Source organism: Paracoccus sp. NBH48 (assembly GCF_015390265.1).
GTDB classification, from domain to species: domain Bacteria; phylum Pseudomonadota; class Alphaproteobacteria; order Rhodobacterales; family Rhodobacteraceae; genus Paracoccus; species Paracoccus marcusii.
On the sequence record NZ_VUOJ01000002.1, the window covers coordinates 47541 to 73080 of the forward strand.

Here is a 25540-nt window from a genome sequence, read left to right on the forward strand (position 1 = left end):
ACTAGGCTTGCGCCACATCGGAGGGAGGACACCATGAGCGATCAACAGGGTTTCGACACGCGGGCGATCCATGCGGGGGCGGCCGCCGACCCGGCGACCGGGGCGCGGCAGGTGCCGATCTATCAGACGACGGCCTATGCCTTCCGCGACGCCGACCACGCCGCGCGCCTGTTCAACCTGCAGGAGGTCGGATATATCTATTCGCGCCTGACCAACCCGACCGTCGCGGCTCTGCAAGCGCGCGTCGCGGCGCTGGAGGGGGGTGCGGGCGCGGTCTGCTGTTCGTCGGGCCATGCGGCGCAGATCATGGCGCTGTTTCCGCTGATGGCGCCCGGGCGCAACATCGTGGCCTCGACCCGGCTCTATGGCGGCACGGTGACCCAGTTCAGCCACACGATCCGGCGGTTCGGATGGTCGGCCAAGTTCGTCGACTTCGACGACCCCGAGGCGCTGCGCGCGGCGATCGACGACGACACGCGCGCGGTCTTTTGCGAATCGATCAGCAATCCCGGCGGGTCGGTCACCGACATCCCGGCGGTCGCGGCCATCGCGGATGCGGCGGGGATCCCGCTGATCGTCGACAACACGCTGGCCACCCCCTATCTGTGCCGCCCGATCGAGATGGGCGCAACGCTGGTCGTGCACAGCCTGACGAAATACATGACCGGCAACGGCACGGTGACCGGCGGCGTGGTGGTGGACAGCGGCACCTTCGACTGGTCCGCCAGCGACAAGTTTCCCAGCCTGTCGGCCCCGGAACCCGCCTATCATGGGCTGAAATTCCACGAGACCTTCGGCAACATGGCCTTCACCTTCCACGGCATCGCCATCGGGCTGCGCGATCTGGGCATGACCATGAACCCGCAGGGCGCGCATTACACGCTGATGGGGATCGAGACGCTTGGCCTGCGGATGGAACGCCATGTCGCCAACGCGCAGAAGGTTGCGGCGTGGCTGGAGGCCGACGACCGGGTGGAGCGGGTGACCTATGCTGGCCTGGACAGCTCTCCGTGGAACGCGACGGCGCGCCGGCTGTATCCCAAGGGCGCCGGGGCGCTGTTCACCTTCGCGATCAGGGGCGGCTATGCGGCGGCGGTCAAGCTGGTCGATGCGCTGTCGCTGTTCAGCCATGTGGCGAACCTGGGCGACGCCCGGTCGCTGGTGATCCATTCGGCCTCCACCACCCACCGCCAGCTGACCGAGGATCAGCAGCGCGCTGCCGGTGCCGCCCCCGAGGTCGTCCGCCTGTCGGTGGGCATCGAGGATGCGGACGATCTGATCGCCGACCTGGATCAGGCCCTGGCCAAGGCCACGGCCTGACGAAACGGGCCGGGGGTCGCCTCCCGGCCCGTCTCTGCAATGTCATTCGATCAGTTCGCCGGGGTCTCGGGCAGCGGCTCGACGATGCCGGGCACGATCGGTTCGTCTGGCGCGGGCGCGCCGTCGCCGGGCATCGGCGGATGCACGGGGCTGCCGTCATGCCCGCTCGCCGGACCACCGGCGAGGCCGCCATGCTCCGGACCTCCATGTTCGGGGCCACCATGCTCAGGCCCACCATGCTCGGGGCCGCCATGACCGCGGTCGCCGTGATGCATGCCCATACCGTGCGGCGGCATCGGCGCACAGGCACCCTCTCCGGCCAGCGCGTATTCGATCTCGACCTGGGCGGCCATCTCGACCTCTCCGGCCTGGACGGGCACCGCATCGGCCATTGCGGCCTCCATGCGCATCATCGGGCGCGGTCCGCCCGTGCCGGTCTGGATGTCGCGCAGCGTCAGCACCGGGCCCAGGTCGACGCCCGCGGCCTCTGCCAGCAGCTCGGCCTTGCGGCGTGCGTCGGTCACGGCATCGCGGCGGGCCTGATCCTGCGCCTCGGCGCCATCCTCGCGGCTAAAGGTGATGCCGTTGATTTCATTGGCACCCGCGGTGACGATGGCATCCAGAACCTCGCCCAGACGGGCCAGGTCGGACACGCGCACCGCAACGGTGTTCGTCGCCTGATAGCCGGTGACGGTCGGGGCCTGGTTTTCGCCATACTGCATCAGCGGGTTCAGGTTCAGCCCCGAGGTCTGGATCTGCGCCTCGTCGATCCCGGCACCGGTCAACGCCTCGATCACGGCGCTCTGCTGGGTGCTGTTCTGCTCCATCGCGGCGGCGGCGCTGTCGGCCTGCGTGGTCACGCCCAGCTGGATGGTCGCCATGTCGGGGGCGATGCGGGACTGCCCCTCGCCGGTGACGGTCAGGCGCGACGGACCGGCCGGACCGCAGGCCATGGGCGCGGCAAGGGCGGGGGCGGCCATCAGGGCGGTCATGGCCACGGACAGGGCCAGCCGTCTTGCAGGGGGGGCACGGAAGATCGGTCGCATCAGGGGATCCTTTCTGATCGCGTGTTCGCTCAGGCGTTGATGCCCTGACCGATGCCCGCTTCCTAGCCCTTTCACGCGCAAAACCGATCACAGATATGGCAGTTCTTCTTTCAACGTTCCACAATTTGCGGTAGTGGTGATCGGTGAACAATGACGTCGCGGGCACGACCACGCGACGCACCCCGAGCAGTGAAGACAGCCATGAACCAGCACGCCGCGCCACCCGAATTCGCCATGAGCTTTACCCAGGAGGCGGTCCGGCTGGAATGCCGCAACGGCCCGGATTGGCGGCCCCTGGGCCATGCCCGCTTCGCCGGCGGCGACATGGCCGCCGTGCTGAACGGGCTGCGCGAGCAGGCGGGCGGCCAGGCCGGGGAACTGGACACGGTCCTGGTGATCCCCGACGATCAGATCCTGTACACGGTGCTGACGGTCCCCTTCGGCTCGGACACCGCTGCAACCATTGCGCGCGCGCTGGAGGCGTCGACCCCCTATCGCGCCGAGGATCTGGCTTTCGACTGGTGCCCCGCCACGAACGGCGACATCGAGACGTTGCGCGTGGCCGCCGTCGCCCGCCGCACCCTGCACGAGGCCGAGGATTTCGCCCGCGCCCAGGGCTTTCGCCCATCCGGATTTCAGGCGCGGCCGGGCGACGACCGGTTCCAGGGCAATCCCGATTTCGGCCCCTCGCGGCTGGTGCAGGAACAGTACAACCGCCGGCCCTTCAGCGAGCCGGTCCTCAGCCAGGCGCGCGTGACCGCTCCGCAGATCGAGATCGAACAGCCGGTCGTCGCGGCGGTGCCGGTCGTCTCGCGCATCATCCCGCATGTGGTCGCGGTCCCGGCAGCGGTCTCGGTCCAGCCCGCCACCGACACCGTCGCGCCCCCGACGGGTGAGACGCCTGCCGCGGTGATCCGCCACGGCAGCGGGCCGCTGACCGCAAAGCGCCTGTCGCCTCGCGCCGAGGCCGTGCACAGCCGCGCCGCCGCCGCACGGGCGGAACGCGATGCGGCCGCACCCGCCGAGGACGTCGCACCGACGCTGTCCGACCGCCTGCGCGCCCTGGACCCGGCGCGTCTGCCCGTCCTGGTGGGCGGGCTGGCGCTGTTGCTGGTCGTGGCGCTGCTGTTCCTTGGCCGCCCCGCGCCGCAGGAGGAGCTGGCCCAAGCCCCCGTTCCGCAAGCCCCCATTCAGCAGGCACCTATTCAGCAGGCCCCCGTCGCGGCAGAGCCGCAGCAGACGGCACCCGCCCCGCAAGCAGCCATCCCGGTTGCACCTACGACCACGACGCCGGTCGACCCCGCCCCTGTGGCACAGGAACCGCTGACCGCGCAGACGACGCCCGAACAGCCCGACGCCCTGGATCAGGCCTTGGCCGAGGCGCTGGCACAGGCCCGTGCGCCTGCCCCTGCATCCACACCGGTCGCCGTGCCGCCCGCAGCATCGATGATCGCCGATCTGACGGCCGCCCCGGCTGCCACCACGACCGCCGACGTTGCGCCCGCCGCGGAGCCGACGCCCGCCGAACCCGCACCCGCAGCGACCGCCGCGGCACCCGCGACGCCGGCACCCGCTGCAACCGCACCGACCCCGTCCGCCGCGCAAACCGCCGCCGCGCAGGCCGAACAGTTGGCGCGGTCGGCCCGTCCGCCCCGGGCGACCCCGGCTGCGGCCTCCGTGCCTGCCACGCCCGACCGCCAGCCGACGGTTCCGGCCAATCCGCTGCCGTATGGCGTGCAGAACCAGCCGGCGGCACCGGTAGCGGCCGCGCGGCCGCCGTCGCGCCCCGCCGCGGCACCCGTCGCGCAGCCCGCTCCGGCTTCGGCGCCGGCCAATCGCCCCGCAGCAGCGGCCGCCTCCGCGCAGGCCGCCCCGGCGCAGACCACCGCCACCCCGGCGGCACGTCCGCCCAGCCCGGCCCAAGCGCGTCCCGCCCCGGCCCGGCCCGCGGCCGAGGCTGCGGCTGCCCCGGCACAACCGTCAGCCCGCCCGCCCTCGCGCCCCGACCGGCTGTCCCTGCTGGACGAAGGCAGCGCGCCCGATCAAACTGCGGCGCTGACGCAGGCGGAACGCGACCTGATCATCGCTCAGCTGCGCGATCTGCGGACCGCGCAGGCAGGCAACGCGCCGCTGAGCCAGGCCGAGCGCGGCTTGGTGTTCCAACTGGCAGACGCCCGGCCCACGCGCCGGCCGGTCTCTGTGCGCGCACCGTCGCAGCAGGCGGTGCAGGACGCCGTGGCACAGGCCGTCGATGCCGCCCGCCCCGCCCCGCGGGCCAGTGCGGCGGCCAGTCTTGCCGCTCCCCGTCCCGCAGCCATCGATCCCGGCCCGACCGCCGCACCGTCGGGCGCCATCCTGCGGTCGGCCCGCCCGAACAGCCGGCCCGGCACGCGCACCGTGGCCAGCCCCGCGGTGTCGGAGCAGGCCGTGGAGGATGCCATCGCATCGGCCATCGGCAACAGCCCTGCCGCGCCCGGCGCGGTGGCGCTGACCGCGCTGACATCGTCGGCCATTCCGCCGCGCCGTGCCGGTGGCGCCGCCGTCAACGCGATGGTGGCCACGGCCGCCCCGGTCGCCGCGGCCCTGTCGCCGTCGTCGCCCGACCTGCGCGCCGCAGCCGAGGCGCAATCGGCCGAGGCCGCGATCGCGGAACAGCGCCGGCAGGATGCCGAATTGCAGGCCCAGGCCGAGGCGCGCGCCCGGTCACAAGCCGCAGCCGACGCCCGGGCCGAGGCTCAGGCCCGCGCCCAGGCCGAAGCCCGCGCCCGTGCCCAGGCCCAGGCCGAGGCGCAGGCCGCCGCATCGCGCAACCAGCAGTACCGCCCGCCCGAGGTCGACAGCGAGCCCGAGGTCATGGCCGCCGTCCCGCAGAACGCCATCGGCAATGCCGCCGCCAGCGCGACGGTCAAGGACGGCATCCAGCTGAGCAGCACCCAGATCATCGGCACGATCGGCGCGGGCCGGGCAAGCCGGGCATTGGTCCGCCTGTCCAACGGTCGCGTGCTGACGCTGCGCATCGGCGACCGCATCAACGGCGGCACCATCAGCGAGATCGGCGACAGCCGCATCACCTATCAGAAACAAGGCCGTGCCCACGCGCTTGGCGTCCTGAACGGCCAATAGATCCGGTCACCCGTCCAGACGGGTGATCGTGAAGCCCTCGTCCCGCAGCAGCGACAGGACCCCCGCCTCTCCGGGCAGGTGCAGTGCACCGAAGGCTGCGACGATTCCCTCATCCCCGGCCTCGGCGGCACCCTCCAGCAGCGGTGCGATCCACGCGCGGTTGCGATCGTCCATCAGCCGGGTCTGGGCCAGGTCCATCTGGCGATCGACCTCTTTCCTGGACAATCCGGAATTGGCATAGGCGTCGAAACGCCCGAATTCCCAGATCTTCCAGACATCCCCGTCGAAATAGGCATCCGTCAGCGTCACCGCGTAATCGTCGGCATAGCTGGCCGCCGGCAGGCTTGCACGGATCATGTCCAGCTCCTGTTCGGGCGTCAGGCCCTCGAACAGGCCGAAGATGGTGTCCCACGGCTCCAGCGAACGGACGGGCGTGCCCGCGTCCTGCGCCTCGGCCACCAGCAGGTGGTCCAGGCCGCCGGACTCTCCTCCTTGTTCGGCCATGGTTCGGACCATGCAGGGAGAGACGCCCAGCATCAGCGCGACATACCAGGGCCGCATCCGGGCGGTGATGACACCCGGCGTGCCGCGATCCGACATGGCCTGCGACAGCGCATCCCATTCGTCGGGCGACAGGCGTTCCGGCAGGGTGGGCCCGTCGGGATCGACCATCAGAGTCGGATCCTCGGTCAGCGCCTTGGTCAGGCGGGCCTCCTCGGCGGGGGCGGCCTCGACATACAGGGCATGGGCCTGATCTATCAGCGGGCGGACACGCTCGATCATCGGCTGATGGCGCGCATCGCCGAAATGATAGGTGCCCACCAGCGTGATGCGCTGATCGTCGCGCACGGCCTGGTACAGCAGGCCCTGGCGAAAGGGGACGTCACGGCTGGCGGCCTCGATCGCCGCAGCGCGTTCGGCGGGCATGGTGTCGAACAGGTTCTGGCCGGTGCAGGCGGCCATCGCGCCATGTCCCCACAGGGCGAACAGGGCGGCGGCAATCGTCAGTCGCATGGGTATCCTTGCTGGTCCGTCAATGGCCGCCAGACTGTCATGTTTGCCCCCCTGCCGCCAGACACCAGACCGCGATGACCCGTTGACAGGCTTGGGCGATTTGCCTATCTAGCCGTCATTGGCACTCGCACCCGGTGAGTGCCAACAAAGCAACACTGCAACCTGAATCAAGGAGTGTTCGACAATGGCATTCAAACCGCTGCATGACCGCGTGCTGGTCCGTCGCGTCCAATCGGAAGAGAAGACCAAGGGCGGCCTGATCATCCCCGACAACGCCAAGGAAAAGCCCGCCGAGGGCGAGATCATTTCCGTGGGCGAAGGCGCGCGCAAGGATTCGGGCGAACTGATCGCACCGTCGGTTTCGGCTGGCGACCGCGTCCTGTTCGGCAAATGGTCGGGCACCGAAGTCACGGTCGACGGCGAAGAGCTGCTGATCATGAAGGAAAGCGACATCCTGGGCGTGCTGAGCTGATCGGCCCCAAGACGCTTCCTTCCCCCAACATTCAGGAGATTTTCCATGGCTGCTAAAGAAGTCAAGTTCGGCACCGACTCGCGCGACCGCATGCTGCGCGGCGTCAACATCCTGGCCGATGCCGTCAAGGTCACGCTTGGTCCCAAGGGCCGCAACGTGGTCATCGACAAGTCCTTCGGCGCGCCCCGCATCACCAAGGACGGCGTGTCGGTCGCCAAGGAGATCGAACTGTCAGACAAGTTCGAGAACATGGGCGCCCAGATGGTCCGCGAAGTCGCTTCGCGCACCAACGACGAGGCCGGTGACGGCACCACCACCGCGACGGTCCTGGCTCAGGCCATCGTCAAGGAAGGCATGAAGGCGGTCGCCGCCGGCATGAACCCGATGGACCTGAAGCGCGGCATCGACCTGGCCACCTCGAAGGTCGTCGAGGCCATCAAGGCCGCCTCGCGCCCGGTGAACGACAGCGACGAAGTCGCGCAGGTCGGCACCATCTCGGCCAACGGCGAAGCCTCGATCGGTCGTCAGATCGCCGACGCGATGCAGAAGGTCGGCAACGAGGGTGTCATCACCGTCGAAGAGAACAAGGGGATGGAGACCGAGGTCGAAGTCGTCGAAGGCATGCAGTTCGACCGCGGCTACCTGTCGCCCTACTTCGTGACCAACCCCGACAAGATGGTCGCCGATCTGGAAGACGCCTACATCCTGCTGCACGAGAAGAAGCTGTCGTCGCTGCAGCCGATGGTTCCGCTGCTGGAAGCCGTCATCCAGTCGGGCAAGCCGCTGGTCATCATCTCGGAAGACGTCGAGGGCGAGGCTCTGGCCACGCTGGTCGTCAACAAGCTGCGCGGCGGCCTGAAGATCGCTGCCGTCAAGGCACCGGGCTTTGGTGATCGTCGCAAGGCGATGCTGCAGGATCTGGCGATCCTGACCGGCGGTCAGGTCATCAGCGAAGACCTGGGCATGAAGCTGGAGAATGTCGGCATCGACATGCTGGGCCGCGCCAAGAAGATCACGATCAACAAGGACACCACCACCATCGTCGATGGCGCCGGTGACAAGGCCGAGATCGAGGCACGCGTCAGCCAGATCCGTCAGCAGATCGAGGAAACCACCTCGGACTACGACAAGGAGAAGCTGCAGGAGCGCGTGGCCAAGCTGGCCGGCGGTGTTGCCGTGATCCGCGTCGGCGGCATGTCCGAAATCGAGGTCAAAGAGCGCAAGGACCGCGTCGATGACGCGCTGAACGCGACCCGTGCAGCTGTCCAGGAAGGCGTTGTCGTCGGCGGCGGCGTGGCTCTGGTGCAGGGCGGCAAGGTTCTGGAAGGCCTGACCGGCGCAAACAGCGACCAGGACGCAGGCATCGCCATCGTCCGCCGCGCGCTGGAGGCCCCGATGCGCCAGATCGCCGAAAACGCAGGCGTCGACGGCGCCGTCGTGGCTGGCAAGGTCCGCGAGTCGACCGACAAGTCGTTCGGCTTCAACGCCCAGACCGAGGAATATGGCGACATGTTCAAGTTCGGCGTGATCGACCCCGCAAAGGTCGTCCGCACCGCGCTGGAAGACGCCTCGTCGGTGGCCGGCCTGCTGATCACGACCGAAGCCATGATCGCCGAAAAGCCCGAGCCCAAGGGCCAGGGCGGTGCCGGCGGCGGCATGCCCGACATGGGCGGCATGGGCGGGATGATGTAATCATCCCCCTGCCCCTTGGCAGAACAGGAAAGGGCGCCCCGCGGGGCGCCCTTTTCGCATCCGACAGTGTCGATGGCCCGTCTACTTGACGATGCCGACGACGCCGATCGACTTGCACAGCGACAGAAAGCGCGACTGCGCAACCTCGCCCATCAGGTGACGGCCGGTGGATGTCAGGCGCAGCTCCAGCGTGCCGGCCGGGGTCAGGCGCAGGCTGGCCGCATCGGACGGATCGTCGATCGCGAACATCGCGCCAAAGCGCATCGCCTTGCCTAGGATCTCGGCCGCGCGGATCTCGTCGTCATCCAGCAGCGCGAACAGCGGTGCCATCTGCGATTCCGCACGGTTGTTCTTGTAGCGGTGCAGCAGGGCCAGCCCCAGGAAGATCCGCTCGGGGTGGCTCAGCGCCGCCATGTTCGCGCGCGTGACGTTGTCGAAGCAGGCCTCGGCCCGGTAATCGGGGTGGGCGCGCCATGCGGTGTCGTGCAGCAGGCAGGCCGCCCGCATCAGGCGGTCGCGTTCGGGCGTCAGGTTCGGGAACAGCGGCAGCAGGAACTGGTACAGCTTCTTGCCGAAACCCGGCAGGCGGGCCATCTGCTTTTCGGTGAAGCGCGCCGCCTCGATCAGGGGGTCGCGCTTTCGCAGCGTCGTCGACATGTGCTCATAGAGCAGCCCTTCGCGGATGCCATAGCTGGACACCGCCAGCTCCTTGGGACCGAACACCTCGATCATCTGCGACAGGACCTGCGAGGCCAGCGGCACCAGTTCGATCCGCGAGGCGGAGATGCCGACCTTGGCGCGCAACGTGCCCAGGTCGTGCTTGCCGATCCAGGCGACGGTGTCGGCGACCGCGCCGGGGGTCATGCGGTATTCGTGCAGGACGGTCATGGGATAGCCCACGCGCTCCATGTCCAGCCGCGCGATGGCGCGCCACGACCCGCCGACCAGATAGATCCGGTCGTGATCGGTGCCCAGCTTCTCGGCCAGCCCCTGCAGGATCGTGGTGATATGCGCGCGCAGCTGATCGGGGGCGACCTGCTGCAGGCGGAACGGACCCAGCTGCGACGTCACGCGCCGCCCGACCTTGCCGTCCGCGACCTCCGCCAGCTCCATGGAGTTGCCGCCGATGTCGCAGACCAGCCCCTTGGCGTCGGGCCAGCCCAGCAGGACGCCCTGCGCGGACAGCCGGGCCTCCTCCTCTCCGTCGATCACGTGCAGCTTCAGGCCGGTCTCCTTCTCGACGCGGCGCTGGAAGGCGGGGCCGTCCTCGGCCTCGCGCACGGCGGCGGTCGCGACGCAGGTCAGCGGTGCGATGTCCATGCTGCGGGCCAGCGCGGCAAAGCGGGCCAGCGCGGAAAAGCCGCGCTTGATCCCCTCGGGGTTCAGTCGGCCGGTGCGGGCCATGTCCTGGCCCAGACCCGCCATGACCTTTTCGTTGTAGAAATAGGCGGGCGAACGAGCCGCCCCGTCGAACACCACCAGCCGGATCGAGTTCGACCCGACATCCACCACGCCGATCCGCTTGAGGGCCCGCTTGGGCAGCTTGCGGAACTTGCCGCCGAATGGCTCGATCGTCTGGCCGCTTGTCGTGCGTACGCCGTTCATCTTGCAGCCCCTTGTCCTTGGTCGCCCGTTAAGTGGCCCGGCGGGGCCAAACCGTCAATCCGCCGAATGGGTCAGGGCCGGCACGTCACGCGCGCCCGCCGTTCCCCGTCCCGACAAGGACGGGTTTTCCATGAAGAAGCGATGACAGTTGAACAGATCGTCACGCCCCTCGGGCAGGTAACGCAGGAAACGGCCATCCGGCTGCAACAACCAGCTTTGCGCCTCGTCGGCCATGTTGGCGGCCATGACCTGGTTGACGATCTGCGCCTTGACCGTGTCGTTGACGCATTCGACCAGAGTCTCGACCCGGCGGTTCAGGTTGCGGTCCATCCAGTCGGCCGAACTGATGAAGACCCGCGCCTTGGGCGACGGCATGCCATGGCCGGACCCGAAACACACGATCCGGCTGTGTTCCAGATAGCGCCCGACGATCGACTTCACGCGAATATTCTCAGACAACCCCTTGATACCGGGTCTTATTCCGCAGATGCCGCGAACGATCAGGCTGATGCGGACACCTGCGGCGCTGGCGGCATAGAGCGCCTCGATCACGTCCTTCTCGATCAGCGAGTTCATCTTGGCCCAGATCGCGCCGGGGCGGCCTTGGCGTGCATACTCGGCCTCGCGGCCGATCAGGTCGATCAGCCGCGATTTCAGGTCGATCGGAGAGATCGACAGGTTCTCCAGCCCTGCGGGCTGCACATAGCCGGACAGATAGTTGAAGACCTTTGTCGCATCCCGGCCAAGCGCCGGGTTGCAGGTGAACAGCGACAGGTCGGTATAGATGCGCGCCGTGATCGGGTGATAGTTGCCGGTCCCGTAGTGGGTATAGGTCACCAGGCCCTCGCCCTCGCGTCGTACGATGGTGCTGATCTTGGCGTGGGTCTTGTAGTTCACGAAGCCATAGACGACATGCGCGCCCGACCGTTCCAGCCGGCGCGACTGGCGGATGTTGGCGGCCTCGTCGAAGCGGGCCTTGAGTTCGACCAGTGCGGTCACAGACTTGCCGGCCTCGGCCGCCTCGCACAGCGCATCGACGATGGGGCTGTCGCGGCTGGTGCGATACAGCGTCTGCTTGATCGCCAGCACGTCCGGGTCGCGCGCCGCCTGTGCCAGATAGCGCACGACCATGTCGAAGGTCTCGTAGGGGTGATGCAGCAGCATGTCCTTCTGGCGGATCGCCGCGAACATGTCGCCGTCATGGTCCTGGATCCGCTCGGGGACACGGGGGGTGAAGGCGGGCCACATCAGGTCGCGGCGGCTGTCCAGCACCAACTCGCGCAGATCGGCCATGCCCAGCAGGCCCTCGACCTCGATCACCTCGTCGGGGCTGACCTCCAGCTCCTCCATGATCAGGCGGCGCAGGCGGTCGGGGGCGCCGGCGGTGATCTTCAGCCGGATGACGCTGCCGCGGCGGCGCCGCTTCAGCGCGGTCTCGAACTCGCGGACCAGATCCTCGGCCTCCTCCTCGACCTCCAGATCGCTGTCGCGCAGCACGCGAAAGCTGCAATGGCCCGTATCGCGATAGCCGGGAAACAGGCTGGACAGATGCATCAGCAGCAGATCCTCCAGCCGCAGGAACCGCTGCCCGCCCGGCAGGGGCACGAACCGCGGCAGCTGCGCGGGGATCGGTAGCAGGGCCTGCATCTTGCGACCATCGGTCTCTCGCGCCAGCTCCAGCGCCAGCGAAAAGCCCGCGTTCGGGATGAACGGGAACGGGTGGGCGGGGTCGATGGCCAAGGGCGACAGGACCGGAAAGACCAGGTTCTGGAAATGGCCGTTCAGGAACTCCTCCTCGGCGCGGGTCAGGCGCTGGCGGGACAGGATGACGATGCCCGCCTGCTCCATCTCCTTGCGCAGCGTGTTCCAGACGCCCTGCTGCGCGCCCATCAGGCGGCGCGCGTCGGCGTTGATCAGGGCCAGCTGTTCCGCCGGTGTCAGGCCGTCATCCGAAGGCGTGGTGCTGCCCTCGCGCACCAGTTCGCGCAGGCCGGCCACGCGGACGGTGTAGAACTCGTCCAGGTTCGTGGCGCTGATCGACACGAAGCGCAGGCGCTCCAGCAGCGGCACGCGCGGATTGCGCGCCTCGTCCAGGACGCGCCAGTTGAACGACAGCCAGGACAGCTCGCGGTTGAAAAACCGTGCGGCGCCTTCGGGAACGCCCTCGGGCAGGGTCTTGGGTTCGGGAAACGGCGTGCGAAGAAAATCGGCTTGGGTCATGATCGTCCGGCGGCTGGCGTGGACGCGATCATGCGTCACCCTCGGACAGCTTGTCCAGCAGGTCGGCCGCGATCCGGCGGGTCACGGGGCCCTTCTGCGCCATGGCCGCATGATCCATCGCTGCGACCAGCCGACGCGCCAGGCCCAGGTCGCGATCCATGTGCAGCACCAGCCAGTCGATCAGCCCCGCAGGCACGGCCAGCTGGCGATCCGCGAACAGCTTGACCAGTACCGCGGCCATCAGGGCCTCGTCCGGCGACCCAAGCCGCACCTGCGGCATGGCGTCCATGCGCGACCGCAGATCGGGCAGCACCAGTCCCCAGTCCCGCGGCGGCGTCCGTGCGGTCAGCAGCAGCAGGCAGTCGCGGGGTCCGCACAGGTTCCACAGATGGAACAGCGCCTGTTCGGCCCCCGCGGCAAAGCCCGCGTGGTCGGCATCCTCGACCACCACGGCGCCGCCGTCGGCGGCCAGCAGATCGGCGGCATCGGGGCGCAGGGCCGAGGCGCTGATGCGGCGCGCGCCGTTCTCGGCCGCCCAGAAGGCCGCCAGATGGGTCTTGCCCGACCCTTCGGGCCCGATCAGCAGCATCCGCCCCGCCGGCCAGTCCTGGGGGCGGTCCAGCGCCTTGAGCGCGGCATGGTTGGCAGGCGCGGGCAGGAAATCCGCCCGCGCATGGGCGGGCGGCGTGGTCAGGTCCAGCGTCAGCTGGCGCGAGGGCGGAAACAGGCTCAACCCGTCAGCCTTGCAGGTCGCGGCGCGCCAGGTTTTCCTGCATGGCCTCGATCTGCTGCTGGCTGCGGGCGCGGTCGGCATCCATCCGCGCGGTGCGCATCCGTGCGGCCACGGTGCCCGCGGGCACCATCTCGACCAGGATCGGCTGCGACGGTTCCGCCGGCAATGCCTGCCCGGTGAACAGCGAGCTTTCGCGATAGCGTGCGATCAGGAACCGCGCCAGCACCCCCAGCGCCGCCGCCATCGGCACTGCCATGACCAGACCGACAAAGCCGAACAGCGCGCCGAAGACCGACAGCGCCAGAAGCAGCCAGACCGGGTGCAGGCCGACATGGCCGCCGACGATCTTGGGTTGCAGATAGTTGCCTTCGACGATCTGGCCCAGGGCAAAGATCGCGACGACCGCGCCGATCCACAGCGGATCGCCCCAGAAGCTGAACAACGCCACGCCGATGGCCGTCGCGCCCCCGATCAGCACCCCGACATACGGGATGAAGGACAGGACCGCCGCCATGATCCCGATGAAGAAGCCGAAGGGAAGGCCCACCAGCATCAGCGCCAGCGCGTACCACGTCCCCAGGATGGCGATCACGACCCCCTGTCCGCGCAGGAACCCGGACAGCGCGTCGTCGATCTCGGCGGCAAGCTGGCGGATGGTCGCCGCATGTTCGCGCGGCAGCAGGTCGTCGATGGCCGCGACCAGGTGATCCCAGTCCAGCAGCAGATAGAAGGCGACCACCGGCACGATGACCAGCAGCGCCACGGTCCCCAGCACGCCGGTGACCGATCCCAGGACGGTCGATGCCAGGCGTGCGGCCTGATCGCCCATCGTCGCCTGCAGGTCGGTCAGCGTCTGCTGCAGCCCGTCGCCCTGCGGGATCAGGTTGGGAAAGCGCGTGTCCAGGAAACCCCGCGCCTGGCTGATCATTTCCGGCGCGGTCTCGATCAGGGCGGTGGCCTGGCGCACCAGGATCGGCATGACCAGCAGAACGATGGCGACGAAGGCCAGCACGACCGCAAAGGTGATCACCACCACGGACATGGTGCGCGACAGGCCCGCGCGCTCCAGACGGTCGGCAAGCGGGTCCAGCAGATAGGCGATGCCCGCCCCCAGGATGAACGGCAGGACTGCCTGCCCCAGCAGCCACAGCGTCACCAGCAACGTCAGCGCCGCGATGCCCCACCACATGACCTGCTTGCGTACGGGGATGCGCATGGTTCGACCCTTGTCCAGAAACCTGCGGCGAATGTGCCGCCCCGTGCGTCTGGTTGCAAGCGCGATGCTTGGCAAGGCCGGACCGATCCGGTAACGCTGCGGACCGAACCGCTTTGAAGGACCCGTGCCATGCGTCTGTCGCGCTATTTCCTGCCCGTGCTGAAGGAAGACCCCAAAGAGGCGCAGATCGTCAGCCACCGGCTGATGCTGCGCGCGGGCATGATCAAGCAGCAGACGGCGGGCATCTATTCCTGGCTGCCGTTGGGCTTCAAGGTGCTGCGGCGCATCGAGCAGATCGTGCACGAGGAGCAGGCCCGCGCCGGTCACATCCCGATGCTGATGCCCACGTTGCAGCCCGCCGACCTGTGGCGCGAAAGCGGCCGCTATGACGACTATGGCGAGGAGATGCTGCGCATCAAGGACCGCAACAAGCGCGACCTGCTGTACGGCCCCACGAACGAGGAGATGATCACCGACATCTTCCGCAGCCATGTCGGCAGCTACAAGGATCTGCCGCTGACGCTGTACCACATCCAGTGGAAGTTCCGCGACGAGATCCGTCCACGCTTCGGCGTGATGCGTGGCCGCGAGTTCCTGATGAAGGACGGCTACAATTTCGACCTGACCAAGGAAGACGCGCTGCACGCCTACAACCGCCACCTGGTCAGCTATCTGCGCAGCTATGAGCGGATGGGCCTGCAGGCGATCCCGATGCGCGCCGATGGCGGCCCGATCGGCGGCGATTACACCCACGAATTCCTGGTCCTGGCCGAGACCGGGGAATCCGAGGTGTTCTATGACAGCCAGATCACCGACCTGACCTTTGGCGACCGGGACATCGATTATGACAGCGTCGAGGAATGCCAGGCCGTGCTGGAGGAGTTCACCAGCCGCTATGCCCGCACCGACGAGACGCATGACGAGGCCGTCTATGCCCAGGTCCCCGAGGAACGCCGCCGCACCGCGCGCGGCATCGAGGTCGGGCAGATCTTCTATTTCGGGACCAAGTATTCCGAACCGATGGGCGCGATGGTCCGCAACTCGGACGGTGCGCAGGTTCCCGTGCACATGGGCAGCCACGGCATCGGCGTGTCGCGCCTGCTGGGCGCGATCATCGAGGCGAACCACGACGACAAGGGCATCATCTGGCCCGAGGGCGTGACCCCCTTCCACGTCGGCATCGTCAACCTCAAGCAGGGCGACAATTCCACCGACGCCGCCTGCGACGCGATCTATGCCGAACTGCAGGCCCGCGGCCTGGACCCACTGTACGACGACCGGGACGAACGCGCCGGGGCAAAGTTCGCCTCGATGGACCTGATCGGACTGCCCTGGCGCATCACGGTCGGTCCGCGCGGCCTGACCAGCAACAAGGTCGAGCTGACCAGCCGCCGCACCGGCCAGACCGAGGAGGTCTCTCCCCAGGAGGCCATCGCCCGGATCGCGCAGATCTATCAGCCCGTGTTGGGCGTGACGGTCGCGGACAAGTAGGCCGCGACGGACGGTCGCCGCCGCGCTTCATCGCAAGCGTCGTGGCGACCGACCACCCGCGCATTGCCCCTCTGTGTTGGTCCGCCATCGGGGGCATGGTTGACAGGATGACCAGTGCGGATGTCAGGTTCGAACATGGCATTTTCAAAGACGCAACCGCTGCACAAGTTAGGCGGATGCTATTCGACATCGGCGATGACGTCCGACGTCCCTGAACCCCGTGAAACGCCGGCAATACCATTCGGAACGGGATGACCACGGCGACGGCCGACCGTCCCAAAGCCGGCTTGAAGCGAGGGGCGATCATGCGGTCCAAAGTTGCCCCTGCGTCACACGTCAACCTGTCCAAAAACCATGCAAATACGCGCGACAACGCACTTTCTTTTTGAATGTTGCGCTTCTAACCTGACGCGCAGGACAATGTTCCAACTGGGAGACTTCCACATGAAAAAGCTTCTTCTCGCGACCGCCGCCGGGGCGCTGATGGCCGGTGCCGCGGGCGCCGAAGAAATCAAGCTGGGCATCTCGCTCGGCTTCACCGGTCCGCTGGAATCGATGGCCCCCGCAATGCAGCAGGGCGCCGAGATGGCCATGAAGGAGGTCAGCGATTCCGGCCTTCTGCTGGACGGGTCGACCGTTGTGGCGGTCACGGGCGACAGCACCTGCATCGACGCCGCCGCGGCGACCGCGACCGTCGAGCGTCTGATCGCATCCGAAGGCATCAAGGGCCTGATCGGCGGCATGTGCTCGGGCGAGACCATCGCCTCGCTGGAAAACGTCGCCAAGGCGAACGGCATCGTGATGATCTCTCCGTCGGCCACCTCGCCCGCGCTGACCGACATCGAGGATGACGGACTGTTCTTCCGCACCGCCCCGTCGGATGCCCGCCAAGGCGAGGTGATGGCCCAGATCATCGCCGACCGCGGCATCGAAACCGTCGCCGTGACCTACACGAACAACGACTATGGCAAGGGCCTGGCGGACAGCTTTGCCGCGGCCTTCACCGCCAATGGCGGCACCGTGACCGTCAACAGCGCGCATGACGACGGCAAGGCCGACTACTCGGCCGAGATCGCGGCCCTGTCGGCCGCGGGCGGCGATGCGCTGGTCGTGGTGGGCTATGTCGACCAGGGCGGCTCGGGCATCGTGCGCGGCGCGCTGGACAGCGGCGCCTTCGAGACCTTCGTGTTCCCGGACGGCATGGTCGGCCAGGCGCTGGAGGACAACTTCGGATCGGAGATCGAGGGCAGCTTCGGTCAGAACCCCGCAGCCGAAGGCGAAGGCCGCGAGGCCTATCTGGCGATGGCCGAGACCGCGGGCTTTGACGGCTCGGGCGCCTTTTCGGCCGAGGCCTATGACGCGGCGGCGCTGATGCTGCTGGCGATGGCCAAGTCCAAGTCGTCGGACCCGGCGGTCTACAAGGAGCACATCATGGACGTGGCCAACGGCCCCGGCGAAGAGATCCTGCCGGGCGAATTGGCCAAGGCGCTGGAGATCATCAACGGCGGCGGCGACGTCGATTATGTCGGCGGCACCTCGGTCGAGTTGGTGGGTCCGGGTGAATCCGCGGGCACCTTCCGCGAGATCCAGTTCACCGACGGCAAGCTGGAAGTGGTCGGCTATCGCTGATCGCAGACCTGAACAGGCGGCCCGGCACCATCTTGGTGCCGGGCCGTTTTGCAAAGATAACAGCCGCTTGACGGCACATCTTCACCAAGAATGTGAAGACAGGGAAGGTGACGCATGATCCGTGTCGAGGATCTTCACAGACATTTCGGCGGCTTTCGCGCCGTGGACGGCGCCAGCCTGACGATCGAGACCGGATCGATCACCGGGCTGATCGGGCCGAACGGCGCGGGCAAGTCGACGCTGTTCAACGTGATCGCGGGCGTGCTGCCCCCGACCTCGGGCCGCGTCTTCATGGACGGCGAGGACATCAGCGGCCTGCCGCCGCACGAGCTGTTTCACAAGGGCCTGCTGCGCACCTTCCAGCTGGCGCATGAGTTCAGCTCGATGACCGTGCGCGAGAACCTGATGATGGTCCCCGGCGCGCAATCCGGAGAGACGATCTGGAAGACCTGGTTCCAGCGCGGCCGGATCGAGCGCGAGGAGGCCGAACTGAAGCGCAAGGCGGATGAGGTCCTGGACTTCCTGACCATCCGCCATCTGACCCATAAGAAGGCCGGCAACCTGTCCGGAGGCCAGAAGAAGCTGCTGGAGCTGGGCCGCACGATGATGGTCGACGCCAAGATCGTCTTCCTGGACGAGGTCGGCGCGGGCGTGAACCGCACCCTGCTGATGACCATCGCCGACGCAATCATCCGTCTGAACAAGGAACGCGGCTATACCTTCTGCGTGATCGAGCATGACATGGATTTCATCGGCAAGCTGTGCGACCCGGTGATCGTGATGGCCGAGGGCAAGGTTCTGGCCAAGGGCAGCGCCCAGGACATCATGAAGAACGAGGCGGTGATCGAGGCCTATCTGGGCACCGGCCTGAAGAACAAGGACATGGTGGGCGCATGAGCGACGCAGGCTTTGGCAATCGCGGCAACCGCGACGCCTCGGTGGTGAACATCAAGGGCATGGGCCAGATTGACGGCACACGGCGGTCCGGACCGGTGGGCGCCGGTCGCGCGGGCGATCCCTTCCTGATCGGCGAGGCGATGACCGGCGGGTACGGCAAGGGCGCCGACATCCTGCACGACTGCACCATCGCGGTCGAACAGGGCCAGATCGCGGTGATCGTCGGCCCCAACGGCGCGGGCAAATCCACGGCCATGAAGGCCATATTCGGCATGTTGAACCTGCGCCAGGGATCGGTGCGGTTGAACGGCCAGGACATCACCGCGCTGAACCCCCAGGACCGGGTCAAGGCGGGCATGGGGTTCGTCCCGCAGGTCAATAACATCTTCCCGTCCATGACGGTCGAGGAAAACCTGGAGATGGGCGCCTATATCCGCCGCGACGATATCCGCGCGACGATGGAGCAGGTCTATGACCTGTTCCCCGCCGTCGCCGCCAAGCGCCGCCAGGCCGCGGGAGAGCTGTCGGGCGGGCAACGCCAGCAGGTCGCCGTCGGTCGCGCGCTGATGACCCGACCCAAGGTGCTGATGCTGGACGAACCCACCGCGGGCGTCAGCCCCATCGTCATGGACGAGCTGTTCGACCGCATCATCGCCATCGCGCGGGGCGGTCTGCCTGTCCTGATGGTCGAACAGAACGCACGCCAGGCGATGATGATCGCCGACAAGGCCTATGTGCTGGTGCAGGGCGCGAACGCCCATACCGGCACCGGGGCCGACCTGATGCAGAACGACGAGGTGCGTCGCACCTTCCTGGGGGGCTGAGCCGTGGATATCCTGAACGCCCTCGTGGTCTTTCTGAACTTCGTCTTCATCCCGGCCGCCGCCTATGGCGCGCAGCTGGCGCTTGGCGCCCTGGGCGTCACGCTGATCTATGGCATCCTGCGCTTCTCGAACTTCGCGCATGGCGACACCATGGCCTTCGGCACGGGCATCGTGATCCTGCTGACCTGGGGGCTGCAATCCCTGGGCGTCAGCGCGGGCCCGCTGCCCACGGCGCTGATCGCCCTACCCCTTGGCATCGCGCTGACGGCGCTGCTGGTGCTGGGCACCGACCGCGCCGTCTATAAATTCTATCGCCGGCAGAAGGCCGCGCCGATCATCCTGGTGATGGCATCGGTCGGCGTGATGTTCGTGATGAACGGCCTGACCCGCATCCTGATCGGCGTGGACGAGATCCGCTTTGACGACGGCGCGCGCTTCCTGATCGCGGTCCGCGACTTCCGCGAAATGACCGGGCTGGAGGAAGGCCTGGCGCTGCGCTCGACCCAGGCGCTGACCGTGGGGGTGGCGCTGATCGTGATGATCGCGCTGTTCTGGTTCCTGAACCGCACGAAGTCGGGCAAGGCCATGCGCGCCTATTCCGACAACGAGGATCTGGCCCTGCTGTCGGGCATCGACCCGGAACGCGTCGTGCGCCTGACCTGGATCATCGCGGCCGCGCTGGCCACCATCGCGGGCACGCTTTACGGGTTGGACAAGTCGTTCAAGGCCTTCAACTATTTCCAGATCCTGCTGCCGATCTTTGCCGCGGCGATCGTCGGGGGCCTGGGCAATCCGCTTGGCGCCATTGCGGGCGGGTTCCTGGTCGCGTTCTCCGAGGTCGCGGTGACCTATCCGTGGGTCAAGGTCGTGGGCTATCTGGCGCCTTGGTACGAACCCGGCGGGCTGATGCAGCTTCTGGGCACGGAATACAAATTCGCGGTCAGCTTCGTGATCCTGATCGTCGTCCTGCTGTTCAGGCCCACCGGCCTGTTCCGCGGCAAATCGGTCTGAGGGGGAGAGATCATGGCAACCAACCGTCAAGCCGCGACATCCGCCAGCCCCTGGCGCGCGCCGGTCCTGTTCGGGGTGCTGGCCATCCTGTTCGTGCTGGAGGGCACGGTCCGGAACAGCATGTTCTCGGGCAGCTGGAACACGTCGCTGGCGATCTTGAACATGGGGCTGCTGTCCGCGATCACCGCCCTGGGCGTCAACATGCAATGGGGCTATGCGGGCCTCTTCAACGTGGGCGTGGTGGGCTTTCTGGCGATGGGCGCGCTGGCCCCCGTCCTGGTGTCGCTGCCTCCGGTCGAAGGAGCATGGGCCGCGGGTGGCACGCGGCTGATGCTGGCGCTGGCCGTGGGCGTGGGGACGCTGGCCATGGCCAAGCTGGCCTGGACGCGCACCCGCAGCGGCATCCTGACCGCGGTCGTGCTGATCGGCGGCTTTGTCGCCTATCGCTGGCTGTTCGATCCCGCTGTCATCGCGATCGAGGCGAACAACCCGGCCCGCAACGGCAATATCGGCGGCCTCGGCCTGCCGGTGCTGCTGTCCTGGGTGGTGGGCGGCCTGTTCGCGGCCGCCGCGGCCTGGGCCATCGGCAAGGTCGCCCTGGGCCTGCGGTCCGATTACCTGGCCATCGCCACGCTTGGCATCGGCGAGATCATCGTGGCCGTGATGAAGAACGAGGACTGGCTGGCCCGCGGGGTCAAGAACATCACCTCGATCCCGCGCCCCGTCGCGCAGGAGGTGGCCTTGCAGCGCAACCCGGATTTCGTCGACTTTGCCGCCAGCTGGGGCTTCCCCGCGGCCGAGGCGTCGGGCATCTGGGTCAAGCTGTCCTACATGTCGCTGTTCCTGGTCGTGCTGCTGGTCATCATCCTGCTGGCCGAACTGGCGCTCAAATCGCCCTGGGGCCGCATGATGCGCGCCATCCGCGACAACGAGACCGCGGCCGAGGCGATGGGCAAGGACGTGACCCGCCGCCACCTGCAGGTGTTCATCCTGGGGTCGGCGGTGATCGGGGTCGCGGGGGCGATGATGGTGACGCTGGACGGGCTCTTGGCGCCGACAAGCTACAACCCGCTGCGCTATACCTTCCTGATCTGGGTGATGGTGATCGTCGGCGGGTCCGGCAACAACTGGGGTGCGGTGCTGGGGGCCGTCACCATCTGGTTCCTGTGGATCAAGGCGGAGGTCTGGGGCCCTGCCCTGATCTCGATGCTGACCGGGCCGATGGCCGACGGGCCGGTCAAGGCGCACCTGCTGGACAGCGCGCCGCACATGCGCTTCATCGCGATGGGGGCGGTGCTGCTGCTGGTGCTGCGTTTTGCGCCACGGGGCCTGCTGCCCGAGAAATAGGGCGACATGGGAAAGGGGCGCGGATCACACCGCGCCCCTTGTCCGTTCAGCGGCAGTTGTTGCCTAGGACCGTGCTGTGCCACAGCCGCCCGTCCCGCGCCGCGCGCGACCCCCGCTGCCGATCTGATAGCTGAGCTGTCCCAGGACCTGTTCCCGCTGCGGGCCGGGGACAAGCCACGCGTTGACCGTTCCTTCGGGCGTGCCGCCGGCGCCGACCAGCTGGACCACGCCGCAGGTCGGATAGCCCACGGACCGCGCGCGGTCGACGACGTTCGACCCGTTCGACCCGGCCACGTCCGCGCGGCCCATCCGCGCCATGTCGCAGGCATGGGCCAGCGCGATGCGGTCCAGTTCCGCACTGCTGGCCAGTGCGTTCTTGCCCTCGGCCGCGCGGGCGGCGTTGACGGCGGCGGACAGGCGCAGCCCCGCGTCGACCTCTCCGCGGCATTCTGTGGCCAGCGCCTGATCGGCGGGGGCCTGCGGGGCCGTCAGGCCGGGAATCGGCATCTGGCAGGCAGACAGGGCCAGAACGCAGGTGGCGGCAAGGGACAAGCGCTTCATCGGGACATACCTTTTGCACGGATCGGGGTGATTGACCCCGAACGCGCGCGGGTTTCGTCGGTTCCCGCCCGCCCCGGCGCCGAAATGCTTGCAAGGTGCTGAAACCGCGCTTAAAGCGCACCCATGACCCAGCACCAGCGCCTTCTGATCATCGACTTCGGCAGCAGGTGACGCAGCTGATCGCGCGTCGCCTGCGTGAACTGAACGTCTATTGCGAAATCCACCCGTTCAACACGGTGACCGACGACACGCTGCGCCAGATGGCGCCGCAGGCGATCATCCTGTCGGGCGGCCCCGCCAGCGTCACGACCGACGGCAGCCCGCGCGCGCCCCAGGCCGTGTTCGACATGGGCGTGCCCGTCTTTGGCATCTGCTATGGCCAGCAGGTCATGATGGAGCAGCTGGGCGGCCGGGTCGAGGCCGGGCATCACGCCGAATACGGCCGCGCCTTCATCGCGCCCGCGCCGGGCCACAAGTCCGACGGCATCTTTGCCGGCCTGTTCGACACGGGCCGCGAAGAGGTCTGGATGAGCCATGGCGACCGCGTCACCAGCCTTGCGCCGGGCTTCGAGGTCATCGGCACCTCGCCCAACGCACCCATGGCGATGATCGCGGACGAGGCGCGCCATTTCTATGCCGTCCAGTTCCACCCCGAGGTGCATCACACGCCGAACGGCCGCACCATGCTGGAGAACTTCGTCCGGCTGGCGGGCTTTACCGGCGACTGGACCATGGCCAGCTACAAGGACGAGGCGATCCGCAAGATCCGCGAGACCGTGGGCGACCGCAAGGTCATCTGCGGCCTGTCGGGCGGCGTGGATTCGTCCGTGGCGGCGGTGCTGATCCACGAGGCGATCGGCGATCAGCTGACCTGCGTCTTCGTCGATCACGGGTTGCTGCGGCTGAACGAGGGCGAGGACGTCGTCAAGATGTTCCGCGACAACTACAATATTCCGCTGATCCATGCGAACGAGGCCGACCTGTTCCTGGGATCGCTGGAGGGCGTCAGCGACCCAGAGGTCAAGCGCAAGACCATCGGCCGGCTGTTCATCGACGTGTTCCAGAAATACGCCAGCCAGATCGAGGGCGCCGATTTCCTGGCGCAGGGGACGCTGTACCCGGATGTGATCGAAAGCGTCAGCTTCAGCGGCGGCCCGTCGGTCACGATCAAGTCGCACCACAACGTCGGCGGCCTGCCGGAGAAGATGGGCCTGAAGCTGGTGGAACCCCTGCGCGAACTGTTCAAGGACGAAGTCCGCGAACTGGGCCGTGAACTGGGCCTGCCCGAGAGCTTCATCGGCCGCCACCCCTTCCCCGGGCCTGGTCTGGCCATCCGCTGCCCCGGAGAGATCACCCGCGAAAAGCTGGAGATCCTACGCAAGGCCGACGCGGTCTTCATCGACCAGATCCGCAAGCACGGTCTGTACGACAAGATCTGGCAGGCCTTCGTGGCGATCCTGCCGGTGCGCACGGTGGGCGTCATGGGCGACGGCCGGACCTATGATTTCGCCTGCGCGCTGCGGGCCGTGACCTCGGTCGACGGGATGACGGCGGACTATTATCCCTTCACCCACGACTTCCTGGGCGAGACCGCGACGCGGATCATCAACGAGGTCAAGGGCATCAACCGTTGCACCTATGACATCACGTCCAAGCCGCCGGGTACGATCGAATGGGAATGACGCGGCACCGCGTCGCATGACATGTCGGGAACGCGCAGGGCAACCTGCGCGTCCTTGTCATTCTGGGGGTGTGAAATGCGTCTGATCCTGGTGCTGGGCGACCAGCTGTCGCCTGACCTGTCAGCGCTGCGCGAGGCGCGCCCCGACGATCTGATCGTCATGGCCGAGGTGATGTCCGAGGCCAGCTATGTCCCCCACCACCCGCAGAAGATTGCCTTCCTGTTCGCCGCGATGCGCAAGTTCGCGGACCGTCTGCGCGAGGCCGGCCACCGCGTCGCCTATGCGACGCTGGACGATCCGGACAACACACAGTCCATTCCCGGAGAGCTGCTGCGCCATGCCGCGGCGCATGGCGCCGACCGCGTGATCGCCACGAGGTCCGGGGAATGGCGCCTGATCGCCGCGCTGGACGACCTGCCCGTGCCCGTCACCCAGCTGCCCGATGACCGCTTCGTCTGCAGCCAGCCCGAATTCGAGGGCTGGGCCGAGGGCCGCAAGGAATTGCGGATGGAGTGGTTCTATCGCGAGATGCGCCGCAAGACCGGGCTGCTGATGGAGGGCGACCAGCCGATGGGCGGCAAGTGGAACTTCGACCACGACAACCGCAAGCCCGCCCAGGCCGACCTGCTGCGCATCCCCCCGCCCCGGTTCGAACCGGACGCGGTGACCGCCCAGGTTCTGGACCTGGTCGAGGCACGGTTTTCCCGACAATTTCGGCCGTCTGCGGCCCTTTGGCTATGCCACCGACCGGGCCGGCGCGCTGCAGGTCCTGGCGCATTTCATCGACCATTCGCTGGACGAATTCGGCCCCTATCAGGACGCGATGCTGCAGGACGATCCGTTCCTGCATCATTCGATCCTGTCGCCCTATATCAACGCGGGCCTGCTATCCCCGATGGAGGTGTGCCAAGCCGCCGCCGACGCCCATGCCGCGGGAAAGGTCCGCCTGAATTCGGCCGAAGGATTCATCCGCCAGATCATCGGCTGGCGCGAATACATGCGCGGCATCTATTTCCTGGAAGGCCCTGACTACACCGCGCGCAACGTGCTGGGGCATGACCGCGTCCTGCCGCCGGTCTATTGGGGTGCGCCCACGCGGATGAACTGCATGGCGCAGGCGGTGGGACAGACCCGCGATCACGCCTATGCGCATCATATCCAGCGGCTGATGGTGACGGGCAACTTCGCCCTGCTGGCGGGGATCGATCCGGCGCAGGTCCATGAATGGTATCTGGCCGTCTATGTCGATGCCTATGAATGGGTCGAGGCGCCCAACGTCATCGGGATGAGCCAGTTCGCGGATGGCGGCGTGGTCGGGTCCAAGCCCTATGTCAGTTCTGGCAACTACATCGCCAAGATGTCGGATTATTGCAGCGGGTGCGCCTACAAGGTGACGCAGAAGACCGGGCCCGGCGCCTGCCCGTTCAACGTGCTCTATTGGGATTTCATGGTGCGTCATCGCGACAGGTTCCAGTCGAACCCCCGCATCGGGCGCGCTTATGCGACCTGGGACCGGATGGACGCCGACAAGCGCCGCCAGATCCGCAGCGACGCGGCAGCGTTCCTGGACCGCCTGGATGCGGGCGATCCGGTCTGAGCCGCTTGACGCGGAGCTGCCGTGCCGCCACGCTGCCCGCCGATCAGCGAAAGGACCTGC

17 protein-coding genes and 2 pseudogenes are annotated in these 25540 nt (G+C 67.6%); 12 read left to right on the forward strand and 7 right to left on the reverse strand.

The window, feature by feature from the left end; all coding sequences use genetic code 11:
* Positions 1-33: 33 nt before the first annotated feature.
* Positions 34-1320 (forward strand): O-acetylhomoserine aminocarboxypropyltransferase/cysteine synthase family protein, encoded by a 1287-nt coding sequence (locus F1642_RS03735; RefSeq protein WP_148912273.1) that lies wholly within the window; start codon positions 34-36, stop codon positions 1318-1320.
* Positions 1321-1370: 50 nt separating this feature from the next.
* On the opposite strand, the gene F1642_RS03740 is transcribed toward F1642_RS03735, so the two are convergent.
* Positions 1371-2366 carry an SIMPL domain-containing protein gene (locus F1642_RS03740; protein WP_206692664.1) on the reverse strand — a complete coding sequence of 332 codons (996 nt, stop codon included), beginning with the start codon at positions 2364-2366 and terminating at the stop codon, positions 1371-1373.
* Positions 2367-2567: 201 nt separating this feature from the next.
* Here F1642_RS03740 and F1642_RS03745 point away from each other — a divergent pair, with 201 nt between their 5' ends.
* Positions 2568-5489, forward strand: a complete 2922-nt coding sequence (locus F1642_RS03745; protein ID WP_194885513.1) for a hypothetical protein — start codon at positions 2568-2570, stop codon at positions 5487-5489.
* A gap of 6 nt (positions 5490-5495) precedes the next feature.
* On the opposite strand, the gene F1642_RS03750 is transcribed toward F1642_RS03745, so the two are convergent.
* Positions 5496-6503, reverse strand: coding sequence for a TraB/GumN family protein (locus tag F1642_RS03750; protein ID WP_194885514.1), 1008 nt, complete (start codon positions 6501-6503; stop codon positions 5496-5498).
* Positions 6504-6687: 184 nt separating this feature from the next.
* On the opposite strand from F1642_RS03750, the gene F1642_RS03755 reads away from it, so the two are divergent.
* Entirely contained in the window at positions 6688-6975 is a 288-nt protein-coding gene (locus F1642_RS03755; protein WP_045981205.1) for a co-chaperone GroES, read from the forward strand.
* Positions 6976-7020: 45 nt separating this feature from the next.
* Positions 7021-8667, forward strand: coding sequence for a chaperonin GroEL (groL, locus tag F1642_RS03760; RefSeq protein WP_045999090.1), 1647 nt, complete (start codon positions 7021-7023; stop codon positions 8665-8667).
* 81 nt (positions 8668-8748) lie between these two features.
* Here groL and F1642_RS03765 read toward each other — a convergent pair whose 3' ends face one another.
* From F1642_RS03765 to F1642_RS03780, 4 genes are read right to left on the reverse strand one after another with little or no spacing between them, the layout of a single operon-like run.
* Positions 8749-10272, reverse strand: a complete 1524-nt coding sequence (locus tag F1642_RS03765; RefSeq protein WP_194885515.1) for a Ppx/GppA family phosphatase — start codon at positions 10270-10272, stop codon at positions 8749-8751.
* 54 nt (positions 10273-10326) lie between these two features.
* Entirely contained in the window at positions 10327-12492 is a 2166-nt protein-coding gene (locus F1642_RS03770) for an RNA degradosome polyphosphate kinase (RefSeq protein WP_045981326.1), read from the reverse strand.
* A 28-nt stretch (positions 12493-12520) separates the two neighbouring features.
* A complete protein-coding gene (locus F1642_RS03775; RefSeq protein WP_331497796.1) occupies positions 12521-13225 on the reverse strand; it encodes a chromosomal replication initiator DnaA in 705 nt (234 codons plus the stop codon).
* 4 nt (positions 13226-13229) lie between these two features.
* Positions 13230-14441 carry an AI-2E family transporter gene (locus F1642_RS03780; RefSeq protein ID WP_064503533.1) on the reverse strand — a complete coding sequence of 404 codons (1212 nt, stop codon included), beginning with the start codon at positions 14439-14441 and terminating at the stop codon, positions 13230-13232.
* A 129-nt stretch (positions 14442-14570) separates the two neighbouring features.
* Between F1642_RS03780 and proS the strand changes: the two genes are divergently transcribed.
* The 6 genes from proS to F1642_RS03810 all read left to right on the forward strand — a co-directional run bounded on the left by proS (position 14571) and on the right by F1642_RS03810 (position 21640).
* Entirely contained in the window at positions 14571-15932 is a 1362-nt protein-coding gene (gene proS / locus F1642_RS03785) for a proline--tRNA ligase (protein ID WP_127898619.1), read from the forward strand.
* Between the two features lie 444 nt (positions 15933-16376).
* Positions 16377-17561, forward strand: coding sequence for an ABC transporter substrate-binding protein (locus F1642_RS03790; protein WP_045999611.1), 1185 nt, complete (start codon positions 16377-16379; stop codon positions 17559-17561).
* 114 nt (positions 17562-17675) lie between these two features.
* Positions 17676-18458 (forward strand): ABC transporter ATP-binding protein, encoded by a 783-nt coding sequence (locus tag F1642_RS03795; protein WP_194885516.1) that lies wholly within the window; start codon positions 17676-17678, stop codon positions 18456-18458.
* Positions 18455-19282, forward strand: a complete 828-nt coding sequence (locus F1642_RS03800; RefSeq protein ID WP_084693643.1) for an ABC transporter ATP-binding protein — start codon at positions 18455-18457, stop codon at positions 19280-19282. Before F1642_RS03795 ends, F1642_RS03800 begins: the two co-directional genes overlap by 4 nt.
* Before the next feature lie 3 nt (positions 19283-19285).
* Complete coding sequence (locus F1642_RS03805; protein ID WP_045999087.1) at positions 19286-20293, forward strand: branched-chain amino acid ABC transporter permease; 1008 nt, start codon at positions 19286-19288, stop codon at positions 20291-20293.
* A gap of 12 nt (positions 20294-20305) precedes the next feature.
* Positions 20306-21640 (forward strand): branched-chain amino acid ABC transporter permease, encoded by a 1335-nt coding sequence (locus F1642_RS03810; protein ID WP_194885517.1) that lies wholly within the window; start codon positions 20306-20308, stop codon positions 21638-21640.
* Between the two features lie 63 nt (positions 21641-21703).
* Here F1642_RS03810 and F1642_RS03815 read toward each other — a convergent pair whose 3' ends face one another.
* Positions 21704-22201 (reverse strand): CAP domain-containing protein, encoded by a 498-nt coding sequence (locus F1642_RS03815; protein ID WP_194885518.1) that lies wholly within the window; start codon positions 22199-22201, stop codon positions 21704-21706.
* A gap of 123 nt (positions 22202-22324) precedes the next feature.
* Here F1642_RS03815 and guaA point away from each other — a divergent pair.
* Together guaA and F1642_RS03825 are read left to right on the forward strand one after the other, a co-directional pair.
* A pseudogene (gene guaA / locus F1642_RS03820) lies at positions 22325-23883 on the forward strand (glutamine-hydrolyzing GMP synthase).
* 75 nt (positions 23884-23958) lie between these two features.
* Positions 23959-25480: pseudogene (locus F1642_RS03825) on the forward strand (cryptochrome/photolyase family protein).
* Positions 25481-25540: the final 60 nt, after the last annotated feature.